The following is a 15,795-nucleotide window of genomic DNA, read 5'->3' as shown; positions in this document are numbered from 1 at the left end:
TAGTACCTATTTGATAAACTCAACATTAACAAATTAAAATGGGTGAATCATCGCTTCTAAAGCAAACTGCCTTGAGCAGGTCCTTGAACAGCGAGTTAACTCAAAACTTGTCTTTACGAGTTTATGCAATACCCCTAATGTAGGCTTTTTTTATATATATTTTTAAACACTTATGGATACAGTAATTATAATTATTGGCTGCTTAGCCGGTATTGGAGTAGGATTTGGAATTGCGAAATACCTTGAAAAAGCAAACGTTTCCAATCTTATCAAAAATGCTAAGAAAGAAGCCGCTTCAATTTTGAAAGACGCAAAAGTTGAGGCCGAGTCAATTAAAAAAGATAAACTTTTACAGGCAAAAGAGAAATTTTTAGAGTTAAAATCGGAGCATGAAAAAGAGATTTTAGCCAAAGACAAAAAAATCGCTGAAGCTGAAAAAAGAACTAGAGACAAAGAATCGCAAGTTTCAAACGAATTAGCCAAAAGCAAGAAACTTAACGACGAAATCGAGCACAAAATCACTGACTACAACAACCGCGTTGAGCATGTTGAGAAAAAGCAACAGGAAGTTGAAAGACTTCATAAAAGTCAGGTAGAGCAACTAGAAACTATTTCTGGTTTATCGGCTGATGATGCTAAAGAGCAATTGGTAGAAAGCTTAAAAGCTGAAGCTAAAACCAACGCTATGGCTTACATTCAGGAAACGTTGGAAGAAGCTAAAATGACAGCACAGCAAGAGGCCAAAAAAGTCATCATCAATACCATTCAACGTGTTGGAACGGAAGAAGCAGTAGAAAACTGTGTTTCGGTTTTCAATATTGAATCGGATGATGTTAAAGGACGAATCATCGGTCGTGAAGGTCGTAACATTCGTGCTTTAGAAGCGGCTACTGGCGTTGAAATCATCGTAGACGATACTCCGGAAGCCATCATCCTTTCTTGTTTTGATCCGGTGCGTCGTGAAGTAGCTCGTTTGGCTTTACACAAATTGGTAACCGATGGTCGTATTCACCCGGCACGTATCGAAGAAGTAGTTGCTAAAACTCAAAAGCAAATTGAAGAAGAAATCATCGAAACTGGTAAACGTACAGTAATCGACTTAGGAATTCATGGCTTACATCCGGAATTGATTAAAATCGTCGGACGTATGAAATACCGTTCTTCTTACGGACAAAACTTATTACAACACTCGCGTGAAGTAGCTAAACTTTGTGGTATCATGGCTGCAGAATTAGGTTTGAACGTTAAATTGGCTAAAAGAGCCGGTTTATTACACGATATCGGTAAAGTTCCGGAAACAGAAAGTGAATTACCACACGCTATTTTAGGTATGCAGTGGGCTGAAAAATACGGTGAGAAAGAAGAAGTTTGTAACGCTATTGGAGCACACCACGACGAAATTGAAATGAAGTCGTTAATTTCTCCTATCATTCAGGTTTGTGATGCGATTTCAGGTGCAAGACCAGGAGCACGTCGTCAGGTGTTGGATTCATACATTCAACGTTTGAAAGATTTGGAAAACATCGCTTACGGCTTTAACGGTGTTAAAAATGCTTACGCTATTCAGGCGGGACGTGAACTTCGTGTAATCGTGGAAAGTGAAAAAGTAAACGACGATATGGTTAACTCGTTATCGTTCGACATTTCACAGAAAATCCAAACGGAAATGACTTATCCGGGTCAGGTTAAGATTACGGTAATCCGTGAAACCAGAGCGGTTAATATTGCGAAATAATACAATCGTTATAAAAATGAAAAGCGTGATTGAATTAACTTCTTTCATGCTTTTTTTTATTTATTTCTGGGATGATACGAATTTAATATTGCCGACAGATGTTTTCTGTCCAGATGCATATACACTTCCGTCGTCGTAATCGATTCATGTCCTAACATCATTTGTATGGAACGTAAATCGGCACCGTTCTCCAGCAAATGGGTTGCAAAGGAATGCCGGAAGGTATGCGGGCTAATTGTCTTATTCAAACTGATTTTAAGCGCTAAATCTTTAATAATAGTAAAAACCATCGCTCGTGTTAATTGCTTTCCTCTACGATTTAAAAACAGCGTATCTTCAAATCCTTTCTGAATACTCAGATGCGTTCGAATCTGTTCTTTGTACAACAAAATATATTTTTGAGTCATCGGACTTATCGGCACAAATCGCTGCTTACTTCCTTTACCCGTAATTTTAATAAAACCTTCCTCAAAAAACAAATCGGAAATTTTCAAACTAACCAATTCCGAAACCCGTAAACCGCAGCTATATAAGGTTTCAAGCATCGCTCGGTTACGTTCTCCTTCTTCTTTAGACAAATCAACCGCACTAATCAGTTTATCAATTTCTTCAACAGATAAAGTATCCGGAAGCTTACGACCTGTTTTAGGAACTTCAATTAATTCCATTGGCGTTGTGTTGCGGTAATCTTCAAAAATCAGATAATTGAAAAAACTTTTTAAACCGGAAATGATGCGTGCTTGCGATCTTGCATTCACCTTTTCGGAAATCGCATAAATAAAACCCTGCACTGTTTCTTCAGTAATTTGAACAGGAGATTCATCAATCGCGTTTTCTTCCAAATACAACATCAGTTTTTCCACATCCAAACCATAATTTTCAATGGTGTTAGACGACAAACCACGTTCTAATTTGAGGTAGTTTTTGTACTCTTTTAAATACGATTGCCAGGATTTCATCTACGTTAAAAAAAATCTAAAATTGCTATGCGCGGATACTAATCGGCATGATTTGTGGTTTTAAATATATGAAACAAAAAATCTAATATTTATGAAGACACTAAAATTTTTATTCGCAGGCATCATTTTAACTACAACAGCTACACTAACAGCCCAGGACAAAAATTCAGGCAATTCATCATTTGGAATCAAAGGTGGACTTAATTATTCAACAATCACAAAAGGTGATTTTGATGAAGGTCCGGACCCAAGAACAAGTTTCTATCTAGGTTTTGTGGGAGAAATTCCGGTGGTGGAAAATGTTTTTTCCATTCAACCAGAAGTTTTGTATTCCAGACAGGGATTTGAAGTAAATCAAACCATTTTGGGAACCAATTACAAAACCGAATACAAACTGGATTATATCAATGTTCCGGTTTTAGCTAAAATTCATTTGGGGAAAGTTTTCAGTATTGAAGCCGGTCCGCAGTTTGGATTGAAAATTAGTGAGAAATACGAAAACGAAGACAGTTCGATTGAAACAGACGATGTCAACGAATTCGATACAGCTCTAGCAGCCGGTGTTTCTTTGAATTTTGACGGTGGATTTTTCATCTCAGGGCGATTTACCCAAAGTTTAAATGAGGTTGTGAAAGACAGTGGTTCTAAAAACCAAGTCATTCAAGCCGGAGTCGGATTTAAGTTTTAAAAAAAGCCCTGCAAATTGCAGGGCTTTTTCTTTTCTTTATGAGCTATTAGAATTTATAACCTAATCCGATTTGAAAGCCGGTATTCTTATTGTCTCCAGCATCAGAATCATCGTTGATATTAGCCAGTCCAAGATTATAACGTGCTTCAATAATTAAACCCATTGGCAAATCGTAAGCCGCTCCAAGCCCTAAACCAAAGTCAGTAGATTTTGTAGCTTCATCAACAAAATCATTTTCAGTAGCTACTTTAAACCCAACATTTGGACCTGCCATCAAATTAAATCCTTCCGCTACGTAGTACTTAGCCATAATTGGAATACGGATATAATCGATACTAGCATCGTCAGCCCCTTCTGAAGAATATAAAACCTCTGGTTGCACGTGAAACTTTTCACTAATAGATATATCAGCAAAACCTCCAACAAAAAAACCAGTTTTCCCGTCAAAATCACCATCGCCAGTGAAATTTGTAAACGTAACTCCTGCTTTAGGACCAAATCTCACATCGTCAGCCATTCCTGAGCCACCCGATTTACCATCTTGAGCAAAAGACATTACACCAAAGCCCAAACTTGCAACTAAAATTAACATCTGTTTTTTCATAAAAAATTCATTTTAAATTAGTTACATTAAAGTTATTCGATATAATCACTTGAAAAAGTTAATCAAAAACGTAGATATCAACAATTTAATTAACAAAAAAAAGCCCCGCAATGCGGGGCTTTAATATGATATAATCTTTAATTCTAATTAGAATTTGTAAAGAACACCAAAGTTGATAGCTGACATGTCAACATTCAAACCGAATGTATTAGTAGCTTCAGCTCCATCAGCATCTGGTTTTGAAGAGTTGTACCCTAAACCAGCCCAATTAGCTTGTAAAGCCCAGTTGTTAGCTACGAAATAGTTTAATCCTAAACCAGCATTAACACCAAAAGAGTTAACTTTAGCTTCTTCAGCACCTTCAAATGCTTCAGTTTTTGCAGTTCCAAATCCAACTCCTAATTGAGCGAACATTGAGAATTGGCTAGCTGGAGTGAAATAGTAACGACCAAAAACCTCAGCACCAAAATTGTTAGTTTTGTAAGAATCAGAATAAGTATCAATACCTTCATTTTTAGCAGTACCAACTTCTAATCCAAGTCCTAAAGCGATGTTCTCAGTTAAAAAGTATCCTGCTTCTGGTTTGAAATAGAAATTACTTCCTTTTGCCTCATCCATTTTAGCAGAGTTGAAACCTACTGAACCAGATACAAACAAATCTCCTTTTGCAAATCCACCGTTACCAGCTTCTTTAGCCTCTTCTTGAGCGTTAGCAAATCCGAAAGCGAATACTGCAGCTACAGATAAAATAATTTTTTTCATGTTTAGTTTAAATTTTAAAAATTTACTCAGCAAATCTATAAAAAAACCAATCCAAAAAAATTTTTGCTTAAAAAATCTATTAACATTTCTCTGTTAATAGCGTAAGAAAAAACATAGATTGCTAATAATCAGCAGTTTAAGTATTGTTAAAAAAAGGTAAAAAATTACTCGTTTCGTTAAAAAAATGTCTTTTTTGAGTATTATTTTTCTTACAAAATTTAAAATAATTATTCATTTTGCACATAGCACCTGTCTAAAAGGATTAAAATCCACAGGAAAAAAACAGTTTAAAACCTATAAATAACCCTTGATTTTATACATTTACAGAAAAAGAAAATGAAGCTAATCATCATAAACGGCCCAAATTTAAATCTTTTAGGAAGACGCGAGCCTCAAATTTACGGAAGTGCATCCTTCGACGAGTACTTAAAAACATTACAAAACAACTTCCCGGAAATCACTTTAGAGTACTTCCAAAGCAATATTGAAGGGGAAATCATAACCAAAATACAAGAAGTTGGTTTTAATTACGACGGAATCATTTTAAACGCAGCAGCATATACACATACTTCTGTAGGAATTGGCGATGCTGTAAAAGCAATAACTACCCCAGTTGTGGAAGTTCACATCTCCAATACTTTTTCTAGAGAAGATTTTCGTCATGTTTCCTACATCTCACCCAACGCAAAAGGCATCATTCTTGGTTTTGGACTTGAAAGTTACAAACTAGCCGTACAATCTTTTTTATAATCCATACAACCTTTTTATAAACCCAATCGTCTATTATTGTATAAACCATAACCCATGAAATATTTCTTATCTACCCTAACGCTACTATTCTCAATTATCACATTTTCTCAAATTAGAGGAACCATTACCGACAAAACCGGCGCTCCCATTCCCTACGCCACTGTAATGATTGAAAACACTTATAACGGAACTTCTGCTAATGACAAAGGCGAATACGAGCTTTCCGTGAAGGAAAAAGGAAACTACACCGTAATCTTTCAGTCGCTGGGTTATAAGACTAAAAAAATCAGTAATAACATTCAAAATCTCCCTTTTACAATTAATGCGACTTTGGAAGATGAAAGTTTTACAATTGCAGAAGTAGTCATCGGACCAAAAACAGAAGACCCAGCATACGCAATCATCCGCAGTGCTATTAAAAACCGAAAAGTCAATTCTGCAAAAACCGATAAATACGAAGCTGATTTCTATTCCCGAGGTATTTTCAGAGCCAAAAACATTCCTAAAAAATTTATGGGTGTGGAAGTTGGCGATTTCGGCGGCGCATTAGATTCAACCGGAAGCGGTATTTTATATTTATCCGAAACCGTTTCAAAAATCGCTTATGAGAAACCTGATAAAATTAAAGAAGAAATTATCGCGTCAAAAGTCAGTGGTGACGATAACGGCTTCAGTTTTAATACAGCTCAAGGTACGAATTACGATTTCTACGAGAATTATGTCGAGATGGACATCAATATGGTTTCTCCAATTGCCGACAACGCTTTAAACTATTATAAGTACAAACTGGAAAGCTTTTTTACCAACGAACACAATCAGTTAGTCAATAAAATTAAAGTTATTCCGAGACGTGACAAGGAACCTGTTTTTGAAGGTTACATCTATATTATAGAAGACACTTGGGCAATTTACGCTATCGAATTAGGCAGTAAAGGCTACCGAATGCAACAACCAATTCTCGAAAACATTGATTTCACACAAAGTTATCACTACAACCCAACCACAAAAATCTGGACGAAAAACCAACAGACCATTGATTTCAAAGCTTCTATCTTCGGAATGGGTTTCACTGGTCGTTTTACACACGTATTCAGCAATTATGTTTTCAGGGATAAATTTGAAAAGAAAACCTTCACCAACGAAATTGCTAAAATTGTAACCGATGCCAATAAAAAAGACAGCACCTATTGGAATATCAACCGTCCTGTTCCGTTAACCGATGAGGAAATTGGCGATTATCATAAAAAAGACAGCATTCAAACTATCAGAAAATCGGAAGTTTATTTGGACTCTTTAGATGCCAAGCGCAACAAATTCAAATTACTGAAGCTAATTACCGGATACACCTACCGCGATTCTTATCACAATTGGTCATTTAACTATAAAGGACTTTTAAACTTCGCGTCTTTAGGTTTTAATACCGTTCAAGGATGGAATTTAGACTCCGGATTCTCTTTCTACAAACGCAATGATGAAAAAGGAAGCTATACTTATATGAATTCCGTTTTCAATTATGGCTTTGCCGAAGACCGATTGCGCGTAAACGGAAGTATTTCGCATCGTTTCAACAATACCAATTACAGAAGCGTTTTTGTGTCCGGCGGAAGCAGCATCAACCAATTTAACGGTTCCAATCCGATTTCGAATATTGTGAATTCTGTGAGTACGCTTTTCTTTAAAGACAATTACGCGAAATACTATAATAAAGAATTTATCCGATTGGGTTACAGTGAAAACGTCTTAAACGGCGTTACCTTAAGCGGAACTTTGGAATATTCCGCGAGAAAACCGCTTTTCAACAATACGGATTATGTTTTAATCAAAAACGATAAAGAATACACATCCAACAATCCGTTAGCACCATTAGACAAAAGTTTTGCAGCGATTGAAAAGCACAATTTAGTAAAAGCCGGAATTGGAGCAAGAATTCGTTTCGGAAACAAGTATATCACACGCCCTGACGGAAAAATTAATATTCCGAACAGCGATTATCCGACACTTACTCTTAATTACGAAAAAGGATTTGCCGGAAACGAAAGCCGATACAATTTCGACTACGTTCAAGGTTTAGTGGATTACGATAAAACTCTGGGCAACAAAGGTGATTTCGCTATCCGCATGAAAGCTGGGAAGTTTTTCAATGCCGATAATATTTCCTTCGTCGATTTCAAACATTTTAACGGAAACCAAACGCATGTTGGAACTTCAGACCGCTATCTGAATGTATTCAACATGTTACCATATTACACACATAGTACAAATGATGCTTTTTTAGAAACACATATCGAGCATAACGAAAAAGGGTATTTGATGAATAAAATTCCGTTATTGAATAAATTACAGTGGAATTTGGTTGTTGGATTTCATCAGTTGAATGTTCCGGATTTCAAACCGTATCAGGAATTCACGGTTGGATTTGATAACGTTGGTTTCGGTAAGTTCCGAATGTTGCGTGTGGATTATGTTCGTTCGTATCAGAGTGGCTTCCAGACAGATGGTATCGTTTTCGGATTGAAGTTTTTAAACATAATCGACTAATCACAGACATTATATAAAGGAAAAGCGTTGATATTACTTCAACGCTTTTTTTATTTTTTCATCTTGCCTTCCAACTCCTTATATTTTTCTGAAGCTATCGGAAGAAATTGAAAATTACTTTTTTTAAACTGAATACTTTTGGGAAAGTAATACGGAATTTCCAAATACGTATAGGTTGTACCACTTGCTTGTTTTAAAGTGTCTCCGCTTTTCAAAAGCAAAAAAGGTTTGACCGCGCGTGTTCCTCCGTAGGAAACATAGTTGAAAATTCCTCGTAGTGTATCACCAGCAACAATTCCTCTGACTTCACCGGAATCAACTACACCTTCAGCATATTGAATTTTACAATGTCCGTAAAATTGTCCGGCTTTAGATTGTACTTGTAACAATGCTGAATTTTCTTTGGCTGATGCCTGATAAAATTTCCATGCCGATTCTTCAGTTTCACAACTTGAAAAAAAAACTAAAATCAGAAAAACTACGATATATCTCATCATCCTCTATTTAAAAACATCATAAGCAAAACGGATTAAGGTTCCGACAACTACAACTAAAAAGAAGATTCTGATAAACGAATTTCCTTTACGGATTGCCAATTTTGCTCCAAAAAAACCGCCCAAAGCATTACAGACAGCCATTGGTAAAGCAATTGCCCAAATAATTTTCCCTTTCAACACAAAAAGACAGATTGAACCGAAATTCGTAGCCAGATTAACCATTTTAGCATTGGCGGAAGCGTGAAGAAAATCGAATCCTAAAATGGACACAAAAGCCACCACAAAAAAACTTCCGGTTCCCGGACCAATAAAACCATCGTAAAAACCAACTGTCATACTAATAATGACTGCATAAATTAATTGGTAACGGAATGAAAGTATCTTTTCCTGATGCTGTCCAAAGTTCTTCTTCACAAACGTATAAACAGCAAGCAACGATAATACAACCAAAAGCAATGGTTTCATGAAATCATTACTAACCTGCGTCAGCAAAGTGGACCCTGCAAATGCTGAAAGAAAAGCCACAACCGACATAACGACTAACAATTGCCAATTCATTTGTACTTTTTTCAAATACTGCTGAGCTGCAATAAGTGTTCCGCTAAAAGAAGGAATTTTCAATGAACCGATAACCGAAGCCACCGAATAATTCGGCAACAAAATAAGCGCAATCGGTGTCTGAATTAAACCACCGCCGCCTACAATAGCATCCACAAAACCTGCGAAAAATGCAGCAAGACAAAGAAAAACCAGAATATGAAGTTCCATAGGTTCAAAGAAAAAATCCCAATTTGCTATACAAATTGGGATTATATTATTTATAAGGTACATATTCATCTTTCCATTCTCGCCATATTATGCCGGCAAATTTTCCGTCATTTTTAAGCCAAATTCTAACCTCATTCACAAAATCATTTCTTTCAAAATTTGCCTTATACCTGTAAATTTTTGTTCCGTTTACATAGGTGTCATCAACAACCTCAACAAGTTCCATATCAATAAACTTTCCATTCCTTTCATCTAAAACATCACATGCGTGTTGCATTTCACTCAGTGATAGCTTAGCCAATCCTTGTGTAACTTCACGTTCACTCAATTGCACAAACTGTCTTGTCTTACATGTTTCAAGAATTCGCTTACCAAAATTGTAAACTTTTTGTTTTTCGGATTCGGTAATGTTGCCTAAATCTATCCTTCGATAAGTAGTTTTACATGACACAAACAAAAGAAAACAAAAAAATAACAGTCTTATCATAATTACGCACGAACAATATTCGCTCCTAAAGCTCTTAAACGCTCGTCAATTCTTTCGTAACCACGGTCAATCTGTTCGATATTTTGAATGGTACTCGTTCCTTTTGCGGTTAAAGCGGCAATTAACAACGAAATTCCGGCACGAATATCCGGCGAACTCATTGTGGTTGCTTTTAACTGTGAATTAAAATTATGCCCCATAACCACAGCACGGTGCGGATCACACAACATAATTTTTGCACCCATGTCGATTAATTTATCCACAAAGAACAAACGGCTTTCGAACATCTTCTGGTGAATCAAAACATCACCTTTTGCCTGCGTTGCCACTACCAAAACAATGCTCAATAAATCTGGCGTAAAACCTGGCCAAGGTGCATCAGCAATGGTTAAAATAGAACCATCAATATCTGTTTTTACTTCGTAACCGTTTTCATGTGACGGAATGTAGATGTCATCACCACGTTTTTCAACTGTAATTCCTAATTTTCGGAATACACTCGGAATCACACCTAAATTTTCCCAACTCACATTTTTAATGGTGATTTCACTTTTAGTCATCGCTGCCAAACCAATCCATGAACCGATTTCAACCATATCCGGTAAAATTCTGTGGTCGCAACCGCCTAGACTTTCTACACCTTCAATTCGCAATAAGTTAGAACCCACTCCGGTGATTTTCGCACCCATTGAGTTCAACATTTTACATAATTGCTGTAAATACGGTTCACAAGCAGCGTTATAAATAGTCGTTGTTCCTTCTGCTAAAACAGCCGCCATTACGATATTAGCTGTTCCGGTTACAGATGCTTCGTCTAAAAGCATGTATGCTCCTTTTAATCTTCCGTCGATTTCTACACCATAAAAGTGATCGGCTCTTTCGTATCGGAATTTAGCTCCTAAATTGATGAAACCTTCAAAGTGCGTGTCCAAACGACGACGTCCAATTTTATCACCGCCCGGCTTCGGAATGTATCCACATCCAAATCGTGCCAAAAGCGGCCCAACAATCATGATGGAACCACGCAAACTTCCGCCTTCTTTCTTGAAAGCTTCAGTTTTTAAGTAATCGACGTTTACTTCATCGGCTTGAAAGGTGAAATCTCCAGGGCCGTTTTTCTGAATTTTAACGCCTAAGTTTCCTAAAAGCGTAATCAGTTTATTAACGTCGATAATATCTGGTATATTGGTAATTCTTACTTTTTCAGAAGTCAACAACACAGGGCACAAAACCTGTAAAGCCTCATTTTTAGCTCCTTGTGGTTGTACATCTCCTTTTAATTTTATTCCGCCTTCAATTTTAAATGTTCCCATCGGCTTGTACTATTTTCGGTTAGTATTGTTTTGCTTTTTATTTTTTTGATTCGGGTTGTTGTTGTTGTTGTTGTTGTTGTGCTTTTTCTGCTTGTTATTATTGTTGTTGCTGTACTGCATTTTGTTCGATTGCTTTTTGTTCACCCGCATTAAATCTGTGGTGTTGGAAAGCTCTTCATCGGTGGCAGTCAGGTTGATTTTCCCATCTGACAATTCATACAAATGTTCAAAAATCACTTCATCTTTCACAGTATCTTTGTTCCAACTCAGATACGATTTTTTCATGTGATTGGCGATAACCTTAATAAGCACATTTTTCAAATCGCTGTCTTCCCATCCGTTAGCCACATCAATCATGTACTTGATGTTATTGCCGTAAAAACGGTACTTTGGAAAGTTTTGCGGATAATTCAAACGGTCTGGTTTCTGATGCAGAATTTCTTTACTTGGAATTGGATACGGAGAATCAACATCCAGTTTAAAATCCGACATGATAAAAATCTGATCCCATAATTTATGCTGAAAATCAGGCACATCTCGTAAATGCGGATTTAAAGTTCCCATTACAGAAATGATATATTTTGCTGCTTTGTTACGTTCGTCACGATCGGCAATTTCAGTAGCCTGATCAATCAATTTCTGCAAATGACGACCATACTCCGGAATGATTAAATGCGAACGTTCTGCGTTGTATTCTAAATGATGAATTGCTTCTTCTGGTGTAAACTGCATAAACTGTTTTATAATGAGATAATTCCTTCTACCTCAGACATTTCTATATATTTATCGATAACCGACTGCGCGCTGTTCATACGAACATTAATGGAAACGCTGGTATATTTTCCGGTTTTCGATTTGCTTGTATTGATAACTGCTCCCATTCCGTTAAAGGCATTTTCAATAACCATAATTTTATCGGAATCTGTTGGCACAATAAATTTAAACAAATATTCAGAAGGCCAGATTGTAGAATTAATCAATTCTTCTTTAAGTCTTTGGTAAAATTCTTCTGTTTTCTTATCCATTTCAAATCAAAAATAAAAGCAAATATACATTAGAGTTATGAATTATGAATGATGATTGTTCAGTTTTTAAACCAAACAACTCAGAAAATAAAAAAACTGTTTTACAGGTTGCTCAAAAAAATGTAAATTTGCCCCTTATTTCAAAAAAAGTGGCGAAAGAAATTGTTTTAATTATCGGCGGACCCGGCTCTGGAAAAACCACAGTTATTGACGGTTTAACCCAAAAAGGTTACGTGTGCTATCCTGAGGTTTCTCGTGAAGTAATCCACGAGGCACGCAAACAGGGAATTGAACAATTGTTTTTAGAAAAACCACTTTTATTCAGCGAATTATTACTGGAAGGCCGAAAAAGACAATTTCAAAGTGCCGAAAAAGAAGCCGATGATTTTGTATTCATTGACCGTGGAATTCCAGACGTTTTGGCTTACATGCATTACATTGGCGACGCATATCCGGCGTTTTTCGATCAAGCTTGCAAAGACCATAAATATTCGCAAATCTTCATTCTTCCGCCTTGGGAAGAAATCTATACCAGTGATGATGCACGTTATGAAACTTATGAGCAAGCTGTTTTGATTCACCAGCATTTGATTGAAACGTATGAAAAATACGGCTATCACTTAATTGAAGTTCCGAAAGACACTTTGGAAAACCGTGTGGATTTTATTTTAGAAAATCTTACAAAATAAGCTATCTTCGTAAGCGTATTTACTAGAATTTTGGACGCTTTATCACTACTTAAGAAATACTGGAATCACGATTCCTTCCGCGAACCGCAAGACCAAATCATTCAATCGGTTTTAGAAGGTCATGATACTTTTGCGTTGCTGCCAACCGGTGGCGGAAAATCTATATGTTTTCAGATTCCTGCATTGATGAAACCCGGAATTTGCCTGGTTATTTCTCCGCTAATTGCCTTGATGAAAGATCAGGTTGCTAATCTTCAAAAACGCGACATCAAAGCTATTGCGCTTACTGGAGGAATTTCAGCAGATGAAACTATTGATTTATTGGATAATTGTCAATTTGGAAATTATAAATTCCTTTACCTTTCACCGGAAAGACTACAATCGGATTGGGTTTTGGAGCGCATCAAAAGTCTTCCCATAAATCTTATTGCCATTGATGAAGCGCATTGTGTCTCGCAATGGGGCCACGATTTTAGACCGGCTTATTTGAAGATTGTCAACTTAAAAGAATTCTTTCCTAAAGTACCGTTTTTAGCTTTGACAGCATCGGCAACCCAAAGAGTTCAAGACGATATTTGCACCCAACTTCATTTACAGCAGCCACAAATTTTCAAGAAATCGTTTGCTCGCGAAAATATCGGTTATCGAATTGTGGATGCTGAAGATAAATTATACCGAATTCAGCAGATTTTAAAAAAATATTCGGAACCATCCATCATCTATGTCCGCAATCGGAAATCTTGTCTTGAAATTGCATCACAATTAAACACTTTAGGTTTTAGCAGCACTTTTTACCACGGTGGCTTGACTACCCGTGAAAAAGAAAAGAACATGAAGTCGTGGTTAAACGATGAAGTTCAGACCATTGTTGCCACCAATGCTTTTGGCATGGGAATCGACAAACCTAATGTTCGAACCGTAATTCATGTTCAGTTACCGGAAAATCTAGAAAATTATTACCAGGAAGCTGGTCGAGCTGGAAGAAACGGCGAAAATGCTTATGCCATACTTTTACTTGGTCCGTCAGATGTACAAATCACAAAAGCTCAGTTTTTGGATGTACTGCCTGACAAGCCGTTTTTAAAAGAAGTTTACATAAAACTGAACAATTTCTTTCAGATTGGTTATGGTGAAGGCATCAACGAAAGTTTTTCTTTCAATGTGAATCAGTTTTGCGGACAGTACAAATTTCCGGTTTTGAAAACCTTTAATGCGTTACAATTTCTGGACAATCAGGGAATTATTTCGCTTTCCAAAGAATTTTCCGAAAAGGTAACGCTTCAATTTTTATTGGACAGTCGAGAAATGCTTCGGTATTTGAGTCTGAATCCGGCTGATGAACATGTACTCACTACTATTTTGCGTACATATGCCGGCGTTTACGACATGCCTACAGCGTTAAATCTAAACTTAATCGCCAAAAAAGCGGCTGTTTCTGAAGATGAAGTTGTGACGATTCTCAAACGAATGCAGCAAAAAGAAGCCTGTACCTTAATTACGCAATCCAATGACAGTACTTTAACGTTTAACGAAGTTCGGGAAGACGACTTAACCATCAACCGAATTGCCAAATTTCTACAACAGCAAAACGAGCTGAAAGCCACGCAATTTGAAGCTGTAGTAGCATTTATTTCGGATAAGAATTCCTGTAAAAGCAAACTATTATTGGAATACTTCGGAGAACACAACACAAAAGAATGTGGAAACTGTTCGGTTTGTATTCAGAAAAAGAAAACGGCAAAAAGCCCCATTGAAATTGCTGAAAACATCATCGGTTTACTTCAAAAATCAGCTTTAACTTCAAGAGAAATTGAAAATATGCTGGATTTAACTTCGGAGGAAACTATCTTTGCATTGCGAATGCTGTTGGAAAATAACAAGATTACCATCAACAATCAGAATCAATATTCAATACTATAATGGAAAAGTTACGCATCGTTTTCATGGGAACTCCGGAGTTCGCCGTGGGAATTCTTGACACTATATATAAAAACAATTACGAAATCGTTGGCGTGATTACCGCTGCGGACAAACCTGCGGGTCGTGGCCAGAAAATCAAATATTCGGCGGTAAAAGAATATGCGCTGGAGAAAAATTTACGCTTACTACAACCTACCAATTTAAAAGACGAAAGCTTTCTTGAAGAATTAAAAAGTCTTAATGCTAATTTACAAGTAGTTGTGGCTTTCCGTATGCTTCCTGAAGTGGTTTGGCGCATGCCAAAATTCGGAACCTTTAATTTACACGCTTCTTTGCTTCCGGAATATCGTGGTGCGGCACCAATTAACTGGGCGATTATCAACGGAGAAACCAAAACCGGCGTGACTACTTTCTTCATCGATGATAAAATCGATACCGGAGCGATGATTTTAAGTGATGAAATTACTATCGGAAAAAATGAAACTGCCGGGGAACTTCATGACCGCTTAATGAATTTAGGAAGCACCACCGTTGTAAAAACATTAGAACGGATTAAAAATGGAAATGTGCAAACAACCATACAATCGGAAAACCCAGAAATTAAAACGGCTTACAAATTAAATCGGGAGAATTGCAAAATCGATTGGACGAAATCTGGAGTTGAAATTCACAATTTAGTACGTGGTTTGAGTCCGTATCCTGCCGCTTGGTGTTTCTTTAAAGACAACGAACAGGAATGGAATATTAAAATTTATGAAACTCTTTTTGAAGAAGAAAAGCATAATCATACTGTAGGATTGATTCTTTCCTCTAAAAAAGAAATGAAAATTGCCGTAACAGATGGTTTCATTAAAATTCTGAGTTTACAGTTTCCGGGCAAAAAAAGAATGACCACACAAGAGCTTTTAAACGGAATTGTACTGAGTGAAAAGGCTATTGCGCTGTAAGCCTTGCCAATAGTAGGCTCACAAAAATTCGAAAAAAGCAAGTCAGTTTGTTAACAAAGAGCCTAAGTTATCAACAATTTGAATGTTTTTTTGGTAAAAAACTGAAAAACACT

At 36.7% G+C, this 15,795-nt stretch carries 16 protein-coding genes and 1 other RNA gene; 8 read left to right on the top strand and 9 right to left on the bottom strand.

The window, feature by feature from the left end; genetic code table 11:
- The first annotated feature begins 17 nt into the window (after positions 1-17).
- Positions 18-123, top strand: a non-coding RNA gene (gene ssrS / locus RUH60_RS01945) — 6S RNA.
- Positions 124-172: 49 nt separating this feature from the next.
- Positions 173-1,735, top strand: a complete 1,563-nt coding sequence (gene rny, locus RUH60_RS01940) for a ribonuclease Y (RefSeq protein WP_313804605.1) — start codon at positions 173-175, stop codon at positions 1,733-1,735.
- Between the two features lie 56 nt (positions 1,736-1,791).
- On the opposite strand, the gene xerD is transcribed toward rny, so the two are convergent.
- Positions 1,792-2,694, bottom strand: a complete 903-nt coding sequence (xerD, locus tag RUH60_RS01935) for a site-specific tyrosine recombinase XerD (RefSeq protein ID WP_313804602.1) — start codon at positions 2,692-2,694, stop codon at positions 1,792-1,794.
- A gap of 91 nt (positions 2,695-2,785) precedes the next feature.
- Between xerD and RUH60_RS01930 the strand changes: the two genes are divergently transcribed.
- The gene (locus RUH60_RS01930) at positions 2,786-3,382 is read left to right on the top strand and encodes a porin family protein (RefSeq protein WP_313804599.1); all 597 of its coding nucleotides are present in this window, start codon (positions 2,786-2,788) and stop codon (positions 3,380-3,382) included.
- A gap of 46 nt (positions 3,383-3,428) precedes the next feature.
- Here RUH60_RS01930 and RUH60_RS01925 read toward each other — a convergent pair whose 3' ends face one another.
- Both RUH60_RS01925 and RUH60_RS01920 read right to left on the bottom strand, forming a co-directional pair.
- On the bottom strand, positions 3,429-3,986 hold the full coding sequence (locus tag RUH60_RS01925) for a porin family protein (RefSeq protein WP_313804596.1): 558 nt from the start codon (positions 3,984-3,986) through the stop codon (positions 3,429-3,431).
- A 147-nt stretch (positions 3,987-4,133) separates the two neighbouring features.
- Positions 4,134-4,748, bottom strand: coding sequence for an outer membrane beta-barrel protein (locus tag RUH60_RS01920; RefSeq protein WP_313804593.1), 615 nt, complete (start codon positions 4,746-4,748; stop codon positions 4,134-4,136).
- A 336-nt stretch (positions 4,749-5,084) separates the two neighbouring features.
- Between RUH60_RS01920 and aroQ the strand changes: the two genes are divergently transcribed.
- Together aroQ and RUH60_RS01910 are read left to right on the top strand one after the other, a co-directional pair.
- Positions 5,085-5,498 (top strand): type II 3-dehydroquinate dehydratase, encoded by a 414-nt coding sequence (aroQ, locus tag RUH60_RS01915; RefSeq protein WP_313804590.1) that lies wholly within the window; start codon positions 5,085-5,087, stop codon positions 5,496-5,498.
- Positions 5,499-5,552: 54 nt separating this feature from the next.
- The gene (locus RUH60_RS01910; protein WP_313804587.1) at positions 5,553-8,036 is read left to right on the top strand and encodes a DUF5686 and carboxypeptidase regulatory-like domain-containing protein; all 2,484 of its coding nucleotides are present in this window, start codon (positions 5,553-5,555) and stop codon (positions 8,034-8,036) included.
- Between the two features lie 50 nt (positions 8,037-8,086).
- Here RUH60_RS01910 and RUH60_RS01905 read toward each other — a convergent pair whose 3' ends face one another.
- From RUH60_RS01905 to RUH60_RS01880, 6 genes are read right to left on the bottom strand one after another with little or no spacing between them, the layout of a single operon-like run.
- Positions 8,087-8,530, bottom strand: coding sequence for a hypothetical protein (locus tag RUH60_RS01905; protein ID WP_313804584.1), 444 nt, complete (start codon positions 8,528-8,530; stop codon positions 8,087-8,089).
- Positions 8,531-8,536: 6 nt separating this feature from the next.
- Positions 8,537-9,301: a TSUP family transporter gene (locus RUH60_RS01900; protein ID WP_313804581.1), complete on the bottom strand. Its 765-nt coding sequence runs from the start codon at positions 9,299-9,301 to the stop codon at positions 8,537-8,539.
- Between the two features lie 46 nt (positions 9,302-9,347).
- Positions 9,348-9,788: a hypothetical protein gene (locus tag RUH60_RS01895; protein WP_313804578.1), complete on the bottom strand. Its 441-nt coding sequence runs from the start codon at positions 9,786-9,788 to the stop codon at positions 9,348-9,350.
- 2 nt (positions 9,789-9,790) lie between these two features.
- Positions 9,791-11,101 carry a UDP-N-acetylglucosamine 1-carboxyvinyltransferase gene (gene murA, locus RUH60_RS01890; protein WP_313804575.1) on the bottom strand — a complete coding sequence of 437 codons (1,311 nt, stop codon included), beginning with the start codon at positions 11,099-11,101 and terminating at the stop codon, positions 9,791-9,793.
- Positions 11,102-11,110: 9 nt separating this feature from the next.
- On the bottom strand, positions 11,111-11,833 hold the full coding sequence (locus tag RUH60_RS01885) for a DUF4290 domain-containing protein (RefSeq protein WP_313804572.1): 723 nt from the start codon (positions 11,831-11,833) through the stop codon (positions 11,111-11,113).
- 8 nt (positions 11,834-11,841) lie between these two features.
- Entirely contained in the window at positions 11,842-12,126 is a 285-nt protein-coding gene (locus RUH60_RS01880; protein WP_313804569.1) for a DUF493 family protein, read from the bottom strand.
- 149 nt (positions 12,127-12,275) lie between these two features.
- Here RUH60_RS01880 and RUH60_RS01875 point away from each other — a divergent pair, with 149 nt between their 5' ends.
- Genes RUH60_RS01875 through fmt form a run of 3 tightly spaced genes read left to right on the top strand, consistent with a single transcriptional unit; the run spans position 12,276 to position 15,682 of the window.
- A complete protein-coding gene (locus tag RUH60_RS01875) occupies positions 12,276-12,815 on the top strand; it encodes an AAA family ATPase (RefSeq protein ID WP_313804566.1) in 540 nt (179 codons plus the stop codon).
- A 27-nt stretch (positions 12,816-12,842) separates the two neighbouring features.
- Entirely contained in the window at positions 12,843-14,735 is a 1,893-nt protein-coding gene (locus tag RUH60_RS01870) for an ATP-dependent DNA helicase RecQ (protein WP_313804686.1), read from the top strand.
- On the top strand, positions 14,735-15,682 hold the full coding sequence (gene fmt / locus RUH60_RS01865; protein WP_313804563.1) for a methionyl-tRNA formyltransferase: 948 nt from the start codon (positions 14,735-14,737) through the stop codon (positions 15,680-15,682). The genes RUH60_RS01870 and fmt overlap by 1 nt, the downstream gene beginning before the upstream one ends.
- Positions 15,683-15,795: the final 113 nt, after the last annotated feature.

The organism is Flavobacterium sp. (genome assembly GCF_032153895.1).
Lineage (GTDB): Bacteria > Bacteroidota > Bacteroidia > Flavobacteriales > Flavobacteriaceae > Flavobacterium.
Note: the sequence above shows the minus strand (reverse complement) of the source record. Positions and strands in the feature narration are given on the sequence as shown.

Coding starts and splice junctions, on each gene's coding strand:
- RUH60_RS01880 (WP_313804569.1), bottom strand. CDS start 12,126: ATGGATAAGAAAACAGAAGAATTTTACCAAAGACTTAAAGAAGAATTG.
- RUH60_RS01900 (WP_313804581.1), bottom strand. CDS start 9,301: ATGGAACTTCATATTCTGGTTTTTCTTTGTCTTGCTGCATTTTTCGCA.
- RUH60_RS01895 (WP_313804578.1), bottom strand. CDS start 9,788: ATGATAAGACTGTTATTTTTTTGTTTTCTTTTGTTTGTGTCATGTAAA.
- RUH60_RS01920 (WP_313804593.1), bottom strand. CDS start 4,748: ATGAAAAAAATTATTTTATCTGTAGCTGCAGTATTCGCTTTCGGATTT.
- RUH60_RS01905 (WP_313804584.1), bottom strand. CDS start 8,530: ATGAGATATATCGTAGTTTTTCTGATTTTAGTTTTTTTTTCAAGTTGT.
- RUH60_RS01885 (WP_313804572.1), bottom strand. CDS start 11,833: ATGCAGTTTACACCAGAAGAAGCAATTCATCATTTAGAATACAACGCA.
- aroQ (WP_313804590.1), top strand. CDS start 5,085: ATGAAGCTAATCATCATAAACGGCCCAAATTTAAATCTTTTAGGAAGA.
- murA (WP_313804575.1), bottom strand. CDS start 11,101: ATGGGAACATTTAAAATTGAAGGCGGAATAAAATTAAAAGGAGATGTA.
- RUH60_RS01925 (WP_313804596.1), bottom strand. CDS start 3,986: ATGAAAAAACAGATGTTAATTTTAGTTGCAAGTTTGGGCTTTGGTGTA.
- xerD (WP_313804602.1), bottom strand. CDS start 2,694: ATGAAATCCTGGCAATCGTATTTAAAAGAGTACAAAAACTACCTCAAA.
- RUH60_RS01910 (WP_313804587.1), top strand. CDS start 5,553: ATGAAATATTTCTTATCTACCCTAACGCTACTATTCTCAATTATCACA.
- RUH60_RS01930 (WP_313804599.1), top strand. CDS start 2,786: ATGAAGACACTAAAATTTTTATTCGCAGGCATCATTTTAACTACAACA.
- fmt (WP_313804563.1), top strand. CDS start 14,735: ATGGAAAAGTTACGCATCGTTTTCATGGGAACTCCGGAGTTCGCCGTG.
- rny (WP_313804605.1), top strand. CDS start 173: ATGGATACAGTAATTATAATTATTGGCTGCTTAGCCGGTATTGGAGTA.